Origin of the sequence: Pseudomonas sp. S5D5 (assembly GCF_003013355.1) — a bacterium.
Taxonomy (GTDB): Bacteria; Pseudomonadota; Gammaproteobacteria; order Pseudomonadales; family Pseudomonadaceae; genus Aquipseudomonas; species Aquipseudomonas aylmerensis.
Window position 1 is genome coordinate 1,193,094 of the sequence record NZ_PTEO01000001.1, and the last position, 11,490, is coordinate 1,204,583.

Genomic DNA, 11,490 nt, shown 5'->3' on the forward strand with positions numbered 1-11,490 from the left:
GCCGGGCTTGCCCGCGATGCAGGCACCTCGGTTTTCAATTGCGCCGAGGTGATGCTATCGCAGGCAAGCCAGCTCCCACACAAGCCCGCTCCCACCATTTTTTACCGCGACAGACAGTTAGTCCGTGGTGATGCGCGAGTGCTTGCGGGTGTCCTTCATGGTCACGTAGACCACCAGCGACACTGCGATACACGCGGTCACGTACCAGTAGTAGCCGGTTTCCATGCCGATGCTCTTGAACCACAGCGCGATGTATTCGGCGGTACCGCCGAAGATCGATACGGTCAGGGCATACGGCAGGCCTACGCCCAGTGCACGGATTTCAGTCGGGAACAGCTCGGCTTTTACCACTGCGTTGATCGAGGTGTAGCCGCTGACGATGATCAATGCCGCCATGATCAGGAAGAACGCGCCCCACCAGGTCTGGATGGTGTGCAAGGTGGTGAGGATCGGCACAGTGAACAGGGTGCCGAGGACGCCGAAGGCAATCAGGATCGGTCGGCGGCCGACTTTATCCGACAGCCCGCCGATGATCGGCTGCAGGCACATGAACAGGAACAGGGTGGCTGCGGAAATCGTGGTGGAGTCGGAAATGCTCATGCCGACGGTGTTCACCAGGTACTTCTGCATGTAGGTGGTGTAGGTGTAGAAGGCCAGGGTGCCGCCCATGGTCAGGCCAACCACGGTCATCAGTTCCTTGGGATGACGCATCAAGGTGCGCATTGCGCTTTCCTTGGCTTTTTCCTTCTTGGTGAACGACTCGGTTTCTTCCATGCCGCGACGCAGGTACAGCGCGACCACCGCACACAGGGCGCCGATGGCGAACGGGATACGCCAGCCCCAGTCGTACAGCTGCTCGGTAGTGAGGGTCTGTTGCAGCACGATCAGCACGCCAAGGGCGATGAGCTGGCCAGAGATCAGGGTCACGTATTGGAAGCTGGAGTAGAAACCGCGACGTTCCTTGGTCGCCATCTCGCTGAGGTAAGTGGCGGAGGTACCGTATTCGCCACCGACCGACAGGCCTTGCAGCAGACGGGCAAAGACCAGCAGGATCGGCGCACCGATGCCGATGATTTCATAGCCCGGGCTCAGGGCAATCAGCAACGAGCCGAAGCACATCAGGTAGACCGATGCCATCAGCGCCTTTTTACGTCCGACTTTGTCGGCATACAGGCCCATCAGCCAGCCGCCGATCGGGCGCATCAGGAAGCCCACGGCAAAAATTGCGGCGGTGTTGAGCAGTTGGGCGGTCGTGTCGCCTTTCGGGAAGAAGGTTTTTGCGAAGTACAGCGAGAAAGCGGCGTAGACGTACCAGTCGTACCACTCGACCATGTTGCCGACGGAGCCACTGAAAATCGATTTGATCCGGCTGGAGGTGGTGCGTTCTTTCGCCGGCGCGGCCGCCGACCCCAGAGGCAAGGTGTTGGAGTTATCCATTCAAGGATCCTTCATCTAGTTGTTTTTATGGAGCGTGCGCGAGCACAGCCTGTCCGGGGCTATAGCAGGAGCTGTGCCAAGCCGGGGGAGGCCCGGTCTAGAAGGGGTGGGGGATTTTTTTGAGCGGAAAGCCGCTGATGATTTTTGAGTGGTGAGCGGAAATCCGCTTATGGCGGCCGTCCAGCTCCCACACTTGAATGTATTCGCAGATCAAAATGGAGGCGCTGGCTTGCCTGTAATGAGGCCCTCAAAGGGCTCCTCAATCGATCGAGAGAAACATTTCCCGGGTCAGTCCATGGCGCTGCATCTTTTCATTGAAAGTGCGCCGTGGCAGTTGCAGCTCGGCCAGCACCGCCTTGATATCGCCCTTGTGCCGGGTCAACGCGGCTTTCAGGCAGTGCGCCTCAAACGCTTCCTGCTGCGCCGCCAGCGATTGCCCGGCCTCGATACCTTCTGGCTCAGGCTCGCCCAACCCCAGCACCTGGCGTTCAGCGAAGTTGGCCAGCTCGCGCACATTGCCCGGCCAGTCGTGGCTGAGCAGCCGTCCCAGTTGCGCGCCGCTCAAGGGTTCGACGCTACGGCCCAGGCGTTCGGCAGCGCTTTGGGCGAAGTGATCGAACAGCAGCGGGATATCTTCACGACGTTCGCGCAGCGCAGGCAGGCGCAGTTGCGCGACGTTCAGCCGATAGGCCAGGTCTTCGCGAAAGCGTCCGGCGCGAGCTTCTTCGAGCAAATCCGGCTTGGTGGCGGCGATGATGCGCAAGTCCACATGAATGCTCTGGTTGGAGCCCAGCCGTTCGAGCTTCTGCTCCTGCAGCACCCGCAGCAGTTTCACCTGCTGGGCGAGGGGCATGCTTTCGATTTCATCGAGAAACAGCGTGCCGCCGTGGGCGTACTCGAGTTTGCCGATGCGCTTGCCCTGGGCGCCGGTGAAGGCGCCGCTTTCGTGGCCGAACAGCTCGGCCTCGAACAACTGCTCGGGGATCGCCGCGCAGTTGAGGGCCACGAACGGCTTCTTGGCGCGCGGGCCGAAATCATGCAGGCAGCGGGCGACCAACTCCTTGCCGCTGCCGGTCTCGCCTCGGATCAATACGTTGACCGGCAGCGTTGCCAGGTCCAGCACTTGCCGACGCAGATTCTGCAGGCCACGCGACACACCGAGCAGGCTGGACTCCAACTGCGCCCGATGATCGGCCTGTTGATGCAGGCGGCGGTTTTCGAGGATCAGCCCGCGCTTGTCCAGCGCGCGGCGCAGGCTGTTGAGCAGGGCGTCGGGGCTGAAGGGTTTCTCGAGAAAATCGTAGGCCCCGTCGCGCATGGCCTCGACAGCCATGGGCACGTCGCCATGACCGGTCAGCAGGATGACCGGCAGGTCGGCGTCGCGGCGTTGCACTTCGGCCAGCAGTTCCAGGCCACTGAGGCCGGGCATGCGCACATCGCTGAGGATCACGCCGGGGAAATCCTTGGGCAGCCGCGCCAGGCATTCCTCGGCACGGCTGAACAGTTGCACGTCAAACCCCGACAGGCTCAGCCATTGTTCGACGGCCGTGCGAATACTGGCTTCGTCATCGACCACAATCACTGCATTCAACATAGGTCCGGCGTCTCCAGCGCGATGGGCAAGGTCAAGGTAAACACCGCGCCGTCGCCACGGTTGCCGGCACTCAAGCGCCCGCCCAATTCGTGCACGATTGCGTAGGACACCGCCAGCCCGAGGCCGAGCCCGTCACCCACCGGCTTGGTGGTGAAGAACGGGTCGAACACATTGTTCAGGTGCTCCTCGGCAATGCCACCGCCGCTGTCGCTGACGGTCAGTTGCCACAATTGCTGATCGGCGTGCAGGCGGATTTCCAGGCGTTTGCGCGGCTTGTCGGCCATCGCGTCAAGGGCATTGCGCAGTAGGTTGATCAGCACTTGTTCAAGACGGATCGCATCGCCACGCACCCAGGCCGGGCGGGTCAGGTCCAGCACCACGCCGATGGCTTCATCGCGCAGGCGCGCATCGAGCAGGTGCAAGGATTGGTCGACCACCGTGGCCAGGTCCAAGCGCTCGCGCAGGCCGCTGGGACTCTTGCGCGCGAAGGTCTTGAGATGGCCGGTGAGCGCGGCCATGCGCGTGAGCATTTCGTCGAGCGGGGTCAGGGCCTTGTAGGCATCGTCCACCCGCCCATGGTCGAGCAGCAGGCGCAGGGTCGCCAACTGCATGCGCTGGGCGGTCAGCGGCTGGTTGATTTCATGCGCGAGGGCGGCCGACATCTGCCCCAGCGCCGCCAATTTGGCCGATTGCACCAAACCGTCCTGGGCGGTGCGCAGGGCCTGGGTGCGCTCCTCCACCAGTTGTTCGAGTTCTTCGCGGCTGCGCTGGCGCAAGCGGGCCAGGCGCCAGCGCTGCGTGAGAAACAGCACCAGGAACACCAATGCCAGCCAGGAGCCGGCAGCGGCCAGGCCGGCGTTGCGCTGGTCTTCAAAGGCGAATTGGGGTTTGCGCAACAAGTGCAGGGTCCAGCCCTCGGCCTTGAGTGGCAGCGACTCCCAGATGTAATTGGCATTGCCGTCGGGGCCGTTGACGCGCATCAGGTGGCTGTTTTCGTCAAAGCGTTGCAGCACCTGGGTTTCCAGCGGCTGCAGGTGTTTCTTGTCGTATTGGCGAGTGGCCTTGAGTTCGACAAGATCGTTCGCCGACAGCGGCCGCAGGTTGCGATATCGCCAGCCCGGCTGGTTGGCAATAAACACGATGCCGCGTGCATCGCTGACCAGCAGCAGGTCATTGCCCTGCGCCCACTCGCGTTCCAGCTCGGGGAATTCCAGCTTGACCACCATCGCGCCGAGGAACTGCTCGTGTTCATCCAGCACCGCGCTGGAGAGAAAATACCCCGGCACGCCGGTGGTCACGCCCACCGCATAAAACCGCCCGGTGCCCTGGCTCAGGGTTTGGCTGAAATACGGTCGAAACGCGTAGTTGTGCCCGACATAACTGCTCGGCAGGTTCCAGTTGCTGGCGGCCACGGCCAGGCCGGTGCGGTCCATCAACTCCAGGGTTGAGGACTGCGCGGCGCCGTTGATGCGCTCCAGTTTGCGGTTGAGCAGGTCTTGGGTCGTGGCTTGCAGCGGGCCCTTCAAGGCGTTGATCATTTCCGAGTCCAGCGCCAGCACGGCGGGCAGGGCGCGGTAGCGTTCGATCAGGGTGTGCAGCGAATTGGCGTACAGCGCCAGTTGTTGATTGGCACGGGCGGCATCATCCACCAAGGCCTGGCGCTCGGCATGGCGGGTGGCCAAGGCCGCGGCCAGTACGGCACCGGCAATGATCAGCAAAGAGTAGAAGGTCAGTCGCAGGGGGCGAGGGATCACGATCATACGATGATGAGCAGGCACAGTAAGGGGAGAGCACCATAGCATGCGCGGCTTGGATCTTGTGGTGAGGGGCTGTTGTGGCTGATGGGGAGAGTGGGCTGGTGCGGCGAGCAGGCTTCTTGTGGTGAACGGGCTTCTTGGGTGAGCGGGCTTCTTGTGGTGAGCAGGCTTCTTGGGGAGGGGGCTTCTTGTGGTGAGCGGGCTTGCCCCGCGTTGGGCTGCGAAGCGGCCCCCAAAACCAGGCAATGCGGTTTGACCTGAAGGAATGCGGTGATCTTTATGGGGCCGCTTCGCAGCCCAACGCGGGGCAAGCCCGCTCGCCACAATAAACGCAGTTGCCAAGACGCGCGTGCCAGGCATGACAAGCCCGCTTGCCAAAGGTGAAACAGCAGGCAATAAAAAAGCGACCGGGCCATGGGCCGCGGTCGCTTCAGTCTTGCGGGAGGGTGCTTACTGCACTTCTATCGCCAGGCTTTCACTGATCTTTTTCTGCCAGATGGCAGGACCGGTGATATGGACGGATTCGCCCTTGCTGTCCACCGCAACGGTGACCGGCATGTCCTTCACGTCGAACTCGTAGATCGCTTCCATGCCCAGCTCGGCGAAGGCGACAACGCGCGACTTCTTGATGGCTTGCGCCACCAGGTAAGCAGCGCCGCCCACGGCCATCAGGTACACGGCCTTGTGGTCCTTGATCGCTTCGATTGCGGTCGGGCCGCGCTCGGATTTGCCGATCATGCCCAGCAGGCCGGTTTGCTCGAGGATCTGACGGGTGAACTTGTCCATCCGCGTGGCGGTGGTCGGACCGGCCGGGCCAACCACTTCTTCGCGCACCGGATCAACCGGGCCGACGTAGTAGATGAAGCGACCCTTGAGGTCCACCGGCAGGGTTTCACCCTTGTTCAGCATTTCGACCATGCGCTTGTGCGCGGCGTCACGACCGGTGAGCATCTTGCCGTTGAGCAACACGGTCTCGCCCGGCTTCCAGCTCTGCACTTCTTCCGGGGTCAGGGTGTCGAGGTTGACGCGACGGGCCGACGGGCCAGCTTCCCAGACGATCTCCGGGTAGGCGTCCAACGGTGGCGCTTCCAGCGACGCCGGGCCCGAACCGTCGAGCACGAAGTGTGCGTGACGGGTGGCGGCGCAGTTGGGGATCATGCACACCGGCAGCGAGGCGGCGTGGGTCGGGTAGTCCATGATCTTCACGTCGAGCACGGTGGTCAGGCCACCCAGGCCCTGGGCGCCGATCCCCAGTTGGTTGACCTTCTCGAACAGCTCCAGGCGCATCTCTTCGATACGGTTCTGCGGGCCGCGCTTTTTCAGCTCGTGGATGTCGATGGATTCCATCAACACTTCCTTGGCCATCACGGCAGCTTTCTCGGCGGTGCCGCCGATGCCGATGCCGAGCATGCCCGGTGGGCACCAGCCGGCGCCCATGGTCGGAACGGTCTTGAGCACCCAGTCGACGATTGAGTCGGACGGGTTGAGCATGGCCATTTTCGACTTGTTCTCGGAACCGCCGCCCTTGGCCGCCACATCCACTTCCACGGTGTTACCCGGGACGATGGAGTAATGGATCACGGCCGGGGTGTTGTCCTTGGTGTTTTTACGCGCACCGGCCGGGTCGGCGAGGATCGATGCACGCAGGACGTTTTCCGGCAGGTTGTAGGCGCGACGCACGCCTTCGTTGATCATGTCGTCCAGGCTCATGGTGGCGCCATCCCAACGCACGTCCATGCCCACGCGCACGAACACGGTAACGATACCGGTGTCCTGGCAGATCGGGCGATGGCCGGTGGCGCACATGCGCGAGTTGATCAGGATCTGCGCGATGGAGTCACGGGCTGCCGGCGATTCTTCGCGCAGGTAGGCCTCGTGCATCGCCTGGATGAAGTCAACGGGGTGGTAGTAGGAAATGAATTGCAGGGCGTCGGCAACGCTCTGAATCAGGTCGTCTTGCTTGATCACGGTCATGAGTCGCGCTCCTCTATAAGGGAACATTCAATAAAGGTGGGCTCAGTGTTGCATCGGTCGGCTGAGCTCACCTTTCCAAGGCACGCCAAAGTGGTGCAGGCGCGACGCTAAAAAGGCGCGGCAGTATAACCCGACGCGGTGGCCGATACACCCGACTATGGTCAAACTGTCGCAGGCGTGATTCCCTGTGCGCGCCCCTTGTGATTGAGTCCTTATATGCCTGAACTGTACGTCGGCGAACGCCATTGGTCGGTATCTGCCGGCAGCAACCTGTTGGACGCCTTGAACCAGGCAGGTGTCGCCGTGCCCTACAGTTGCCGCGCCGGCAGTTGCCATGCCTGCCTGGTGCGTTGCCAGGGCGAGGTCGAGGACCAGCAACCCGAGGCCTTGAGCCTCGCGCAACGCCAGGACGGATGGCGGTTGGCTTGCCAGTGCCAGGTCAGCGGGGATCTGCGCGTCGAAGCGTTTGACCCGACGCGTGATGGATTGCCAGCCCAGGTGGTGGGTGTCGATTGGCTGAACCCGACGGTGCTGCGCCTGCGCCTGCAACCGGAGCGGGGCCTGCGTTACCGGGCCGGGCAGCACCTGGTGCTGTGGGCGGGGCACGTTGCACGCCCGTATTCCCTGGCAAGCTTGCCGCAGGAGGAGTCGTTCCTGGAGTTTCACCTGGATTGCCGCCAGCCCGGTGAGTTCAGCGATCTTGCCCGGCAGTTGCAGGTGGGCGATGGTCTGCGACTGGGCGAATTGCGGGGCGGGGCACTGCAGTATGATCCCGACTGGCAGGCCCGGCCGTTATGGCTGCTGGCCTCCGGCACCGGCCTGGGACCGTTGTGGGGCGTGTTGCGCGAGGCGCTGCGCCAGGATCACCAGGGCGCTATCCGCGTGATTCACCTGGCTCATGACGCCGGCAGCCATTACCTGGCCGAGCCGCTGGCGGAACTGGCTGCGCGGCATCCCAACCTGACTGTGGAGCTGTGGACGGCGGCTGAGTCGGCCCAGGCATTGGCGCAACTGCGGCTTGTTTCGCGGCAAACTCTGGCCTTACTCTGCGGACACCCTGCCAGTGTCGAGGCGTTTTCCAAGCGTCTGTTCCTGGCGGGCTTGCCGCGCAATCAACTGCTGGCCGACGTGTTCCTGCCGCGTGGTTGAGCGCTGAATTCTACCGCCGCGAGATTCGCCATGACCGATGCCATCCTGCAGTACCGCGAACGTGGGCTGCTGACCTTGCAGCTTAATCGCCCGGACAAGAAAAACGCCCTGACCCGCGCCATGTACACGCTGCTGGCCGAGGCGCTGGAGCAGGCGGATGCGGATGCGGATGTGCGATCCGTGCTCATCCAGGGCAGCAGCGAATGTTTCACTGCTGGCAACGACATCGCCGACTTCCTCGAGCAGCCGCCCAGCGACCTCGACAGCCCTCCGTTTCACTTCATGAAAAGCCTGCTCAACTGTCGCAAGCCGGTAATTGCTGCCGTGGCAGGGGCGGCGGTGGGTATTGGTACGACGCTGCTGCTGCACTGCGACCTGGTGTACATCAGCCGGGACGCGCGGTTGCGCATGCCGTTCGTCAACCTTGGATTGTGCCCGGAGTTTGGCTCGAGCCTGATCCTGCCGCGCCTGCTGGGGCACGCGAAAGCCGCTGAACTGTTGCTGTTGGGCGAGGGCTTTAGCGGCGAACAAGCGGCGGCGTGGGGGATTGCCACCGAAGCGTTGGGCAGTGGCGAAGCGGCGCTGGCCAAGGCTCGAGAAATGGCCGAGCGCTTTGAAAACCTGGCGCCGGGAGCCGTGCAGGTGACCAAGCAATTGATGAAGAGTGTTGATCGTGAGCAGTTGCGGCAGGTGATCGAGGAGGAGGGGGCGTTGTTTGTGCAGCGTCTGAAATCACCGGAAGCGATTGCGGCGTTGTCGGCTTTCATCACTCGGCGCTGAAGGTAGGTTGATTGGTCTGGCCTGATCGCGGGCAAGCCTGGCTTGCACATCGGAGTGCAGTCAACTGTGGGAGCCGGGCTTGCCCGCGATGAGGTCGTGACAGCCAGCCGGTCACTCTGAAATGCAAAAAGCCCCGCCATTCACATGGCGGGGCTTTTGTTTTTCAGCGTGTCACTCAGTACTGCGGGTCGCCCACGTGCAGGATCTTCATGCCATTGGTGCCACCGGTGGTGTGGTAGCTGTCGCCCTTGGTGAGGATGACCCAGTCGCCTTGCTCTACGACGCCGCGCTTGACCAACTCGTCGATAGCTTTCTGGCTGACTTCGTTCGGTGCCAGCGAAGCCGGGTCGAACGGAATGGTGTACACGCCACGGAACAGCGCCGCGCGGGCCTGGGCTTCGCGGTGCGGGGTGAACGCGTAGATCGGCACCGACGAACGGATGCGCGACATGATCAACGGCGTGTAGCCACTTTCGGTCAAGGCGATGATCGCCTTCACGCCCGGGAAGTGGTTGGCGGTGTACATGGCCGCCAGGGCGATGCTCTGGTCGCAGCTTTCGAACACTTTGCCGATGCGGTGGCTGGAGGTCTTGCTGGTCGGGTGCTTCTCGGCACCGACACAGATACGCGCCATGGCCTGGACGGCTTCCAGCGGGTACGGACCCGCGGCACTTTCAGCCGAGAGCATCACAGCGTCGGTGTAGTCGAGCACGGCGTTGGCCACGTCGGACACTTCGGCACGGGTTGGCATCGGGTTCTGGATCATCGACTCCATCATCTGGGTCGCCACGATCACCGCCTTGTTGTGGCGGCGTGCGTGCAGGATGATCTTTTTCTGGATACCGATCAGCTCGGCATCGCCGATTTCCACGCCCAGGTCACCACGGGCCACCATCACGGCGTCGGATGCCTTGATCAGGCCATCGAGGGTTTCGTCATCGGCCACGGCTTCGGCGCGTTCGATCTTCGCCACCAGCCAGGCGGTGCCGCCGGCTTCGTCGCGCAGCTTGCGGGCGTACTCCATGTCGGCGGCGTCGCGCGGGAAGGACACAGCGAGGTAGTCCACTTCCATTTCGGCGGCGAGCTTGATGTCAGCCTTGTCTTTTTCAGTCAGTGCCGGCGCCGTCAGGCCACCACCACGACGGTTGATGCCTTTGTGGTCGGACAGCGGGCCGCCGATGGTCACGGTGCAGATCAGTTCGGTGCCGGTGGCAGTGTCGACGCGCATGACCACGCGGCCGTCGTCCAGCAGCAGTTCGTCACCGACGCCGCAATCCTTGACCAGGTCCGGGTAGTCGATACCCACGACTTGCTGGTTGCCTTCGGTCAGCGGATGGCTGGTGGAGAAGGTGAAGGTGTCACCGATCTTCAGCTCGATACGCTTGTTGGCGAATTTGGCGATGCGGATTTTCGGGCCTTGCAGGTCACCCAGCAGTGCCACGAAGCGGCCGTGCTTGGCGGCCAGGTCACGCACCAGCTTGGCGCGAGCCTTGTGCTCGTCCGGGGTGCCGTGGGAGAAGTTCAGACGGGCAACGTCCAAACCAGCCAGAATCAGCTGTTCGAGGACTTCCGGCGAGTTGCTGGCCGGGCCAAGGGTGGCGACGATTTTGGTACGACGGACGGACATGCACAGACTCCTGAGTTCAAGCGCTGAGGAAGGCTACTATGCTCTTTCGTTGTAGTCATTGTTCGTTTGCACTACTTATCGACGATCGGCTTGTTTTTGCTGCGGTTGAATAGACGAAGACCCTTGAAGATTTTCGACGAGGGGTCGATACACTGCACAAGACAGGAGAACCCTCATGCGAATTTTGCTCGTTGCTGCCCTGGCCGTCAGTGTTGTCGGCTGCACCCGTTGGTCGATGGACCACCATTTGAACAACGCCTACCGCGCCTACGGGGTCGGCGATTGCCAGCGCGTCACCCTGGAGTTATCCCAGGTCGACCGCGAAAGCCGCACCCGGCGTTATGTGCAACCGGAGGTCTCGATGCTGCGCGGCCAATGCCTGGAACGCCAGAAACTGTTCGTCGATGCGGTGCAGACCTATCAATTCATCATCAATCAGTACCCTTCCAGTGAGTATGCGTACCGGGCTCGCGCACGGCTGGATACCCTGCAACAACTGGGGCACTACCCCGGCGCAAGCGCCGCCCAGCCACGTCCTGCGTCGTTGTGATGATATTCATCATGTCATGACTGGCCTGCCGCCAGTCTTGGGCTATTCTTCGAATGTTCATTTGTACAAGTTTCTATTCGAATGAATGCAAGGCCCGGACTCGACAGCTGTTTAGTGACCAAAAAGGTGTTTGTTGTCACACCGAGTTTCAGGGAGAGCGAGCGATTTCTGCTCGTTCCGAATCACTGGCGCGGCCAGATCATGGCCACTGGATGGCGATCTCACCATGTTTACCGACCGACGGATCGAGCGGCATCACCTTCCTTACTTCCTGCAAGTGTTTAACCGTCTTACCGACAAACCCATTGGCTTTTTAGGGAACGTCTCTGAAGACGGGCTGATGTTGATCAGTCAGTTGCCCTTGATGGTGGGCGTAGACTTCGAGCTACGCCTGAAAATCCCAGTGGCGGACGATACCTTCCATGCAATCGACCTCACGGCGACCTGCTTGTGGAGCCATGAAGATATCAATCCTCAGCATTATGATTCGGGGTTCAGTGTGCAGCAGGCCCCCGAGGAATATGGGCAATTGATCAATGTCTTGTTGCATTACTTCAGCTTTGATCCCTTGCAGGCCTCAGCCTAGCTATAGCGCGTTGTCGGCCCGGTTTGAGGGATTGTC

General features: G+C 61.9%; 9 protein-coding genes. 4 read left to right on the forward strand and 5 right to left on the reverse strand.

Translation table 11 applies throughout. The features are described 5' to 3' along the window. Positions 1-117: 117 nt before the first annotated feature. The 4 genes from C9990_RS05675 to C9990_RS05690 all read right to left on the reverse strand — a co-directional run bounded on the left by C9990_RS05675 (position 118) and on the right by C9990_RS05690 (position 6,762). Positions 118-1,437: an MFS transporter gene (locus C9990_RS05675; RefSeq protein WP_065908771.1), complete on the reverse strand. Its 1,320-nt coding sequence runs from the start codon at positions 1,435-1,437 to the stop codon at positions 118-120. 259 nt (positions 1,438-1,696) lie between these two features. Further along, positions 1,697-3,031, reverse strand: coding sequence for a sigma-54 dependent transcriptional regulator (locus C9990_RS05680; RefSeq protein ID WP_065908773.1), 1,335 nt, complete (start codon positions 3,029-3,031; stop codon positions 1,697-1,699). After that, positions 3,025-4,791 carry an ATP-binding protein gene (locus C9990_RS05685; RefSeq protein WP_065908775.1) on the reverse strand — a complete coding sequence of 589 codons (1,767 nt, stop codon included), beginning with the start codon at positions 4,789-4,791 and terminating at the stop codon, positions 3,025-3,027. Before C9990_RS05685 ends, C9990_RS05680 begins: the two co-directional genes overlap by 7 nt. A 447-nt stretch (positions 4,792-5,238) precedes the next feature. After that, positions 5,239-6,762 (reverse strand): fumarate hydratase, encoded by a 1,524-nt coding sequence (locus tag C9990_RS05690; RefSeq protein ID WP_106802724.1) that lies wholly within the window; start codon positions 6,760-6,762, stop codon positions 5,239-5,241. 216 nt (positions 6,763-6,978) lie between these two features. Between C9990_RS05690 and C9990_RS05695 the strand changes: the two genes are divergently transcribed. After that, positions 6,979-7,911 (forward strand): iron-sulfur-binding ferredoxin reductase, encoded by a 933-nt coding sequence (locus C9990_RS05695; protein WP_106802725.1) that lies wholly within the window; start codon positions 6,979-6,981, stop codon positions 7,909-7,911. 30 nt (positions 7,912-7,941) lie between these two features. Beyond that, positions 7,942-8,691 carry an enoyl-CoA hydratase-related protein gene (locus tag C9990_RS05700; RefSeq protein WP_106802726.1) on the forward strand — a complete coding sequence of 250 codons (750 nt, stop codon included), beginning with the start codon at positions 7,942-7,944 and terminating at the stop codon, positions 8,689-8,691. A 175-nt stretch (positions 8,692-8,866) separates the two neighbouring features. Here the strand turns inward: C9990_RS05700 and pyk are convergent, their stop codons facing one another. Next, complete coding sequence (gene pyk / locus C9990_RS05705) at positions 8,867-10,318, reverse strand: pyruvate kinase (RefSeq protein ID WP_025854788.1); 1,452 nt, start codon at positions 10,316-10,318, stop codon at positions 8,867-8,869. A 175-nt stretch (positions 10,319-10,493) separates the two neighbouring features. Between pyk and C9990_RS05710 the strand changes: the two genes are divergently transcribed. Then, the gene (locus tag C9990_RS05710; RefSeq protein ID WP_065908783.1) at positions 10,494-10,868 is read left to right on the forward strand and encodes a tol-pal system YbgF family protein; all 375 of its coding nucleotides are present in this window, start codon (positions 10,494-10,496) and stop codon (positions 10,866-10,868) included. Between the two features lie 226 nt (positions 10,869-11,094). Continuing rightward, positions 11,095-11,454 (forward strand): PilZ domain-containing protein, encoded by a 360-nt coding sequence (locus C9990_RS05715; protein WP_065908785.1) that lies wholly within the window; start codon positions 11,095-11,097, stop codon positions 11,452-11,454. Positions 11,455-11,490: the final 36 nt, after the last annotated feature.